The organism is Caballeronia arationis, from assembly GCF_001544975.2.
Taxonomy (GTDB): Bacteria; Pseudomonadota; Gammaproteobacteria; order Burkholderiales; family Burkholderiaceae; genus Caballeronia; species Caballeronia arationis.
Map to the genome: position 1 here is coordinate 1 of NZ_FCOG02000480.1, position 1,138 is coordinate 1,138.

Consider the following 1,138-nt stretch of genomic DNA (forward strand, 5'->3'; position numbering starts at 1 on the left):
CAGGCGGGCGGTCGAGCGTGGCCACTCCACGTCGCGCCCGTTTTTGGATCGCGGTACTTCGGGGGCAGCTTACCTTTGGGCGAACTCGACGCAGTCGATGTGGCCGCGGCCTTGTTCCTGGTGACCTTTACGGAGGGCGCCCTGGCCGGACGGCCCGGACGCTTTTTCGTCGAAGTATGTGCAGCGATATCTGCTGTGGTCAATCCGTGCTGGTCCATGAGCTTTCGGATGTCAGCAAGCGCGGTCTGCGCCTGTTTTGCGGTTAAGGCCTGGGCCTGCGCTTGAAGTCGTTGCATTTTTCCTTGGATTTGTTCGAGGGTGGCCATAAAGGTCTCCTTTAGGATGTAATGCCCGAACTATGCCACCGTTCACATCAAAAACGAAGAGTGATGCGAACTGAGAAAGCCGTATCTTGTGACTAAGCTTTTCAAGGGAACGGAATTTGGAAGGCGCCTAGCGCGCGCACAGTCCCTGAGTTGTGATAGTCCATCCAGTCCATTCTCAAACCGAGAAGCCTGATCCGCGCCGCGCTGTCGGCTGGCTGCCACCGAACGAACACCTAGGACTCGCGACTCGTTGCTCACCCATACAGCGCCTGGCCAACAGATGACGAGCACCGCCTCGTTTATAATAGAAAGACAGCCTCAGCTATGGCAGGAGCCCATTTCATGAGTCAACCGCGCGGTCGACATTCTGGATCTCGAAACAGCGACCCACGCCAAACGCGTCCCGTCAAACAATCGCCGAATAAACGACAGGGGCGACCATACGTAAAGGGGCAATCTGCTCAAGAGCCCGCCGAGACTGCATCTATTTTCAAGACGCGATCGTTTCAGTTGCTGGTTGATATGGTCGGCGCGGAGAACGTCGCGTTAGGGCTTGATTCCGACTTGAAGCGGGTGGCCGAGCTGATGAAAGGCGAAAAATTCACGCCCGAAACGGCCTTCCATATGGAAACGACGCTTGGGTTGCCACACGGTTTCTTTGACGACCCCAACCCAGTGCTCGGGCCAGAGATTTTCGCGCGTTTGAGGTCCCCCTTGGACTTCGTTCAAACGGAGGTCGATCTCGAAATGGTGTCCAGCATGACTGAACGGGATTTCGTCCCAACCGTCAGCCAAAAGTCATCTCTTAATAA

At 56.0% G+C, this 1,138-nt stretch carries 1 protein-coding gene and 1 pseudogene; one reads left to right on the forward strand and one right to left on the reverse strand.

The annotated features are described in order from the left end of the window. Positions 1–326 (reverse strand): H-NS histone family protein (locus tag AWB81_RS43330; RefSeq protein WP_144444408.1); only part of this gene is annotated, 326 nt, incomplete at its 3' end. A gap of 342 nt (positions 327–668) precedes the next feature. Between AWB81_RS43330 and AWB81_RS48180 the strand changes: the two are divergent. Continuing rightward, positions 669–1,138, forward strand: a pseudogene (locus tag AWB81_RS48180) (hypothetical protein); the annotation flags it as partial.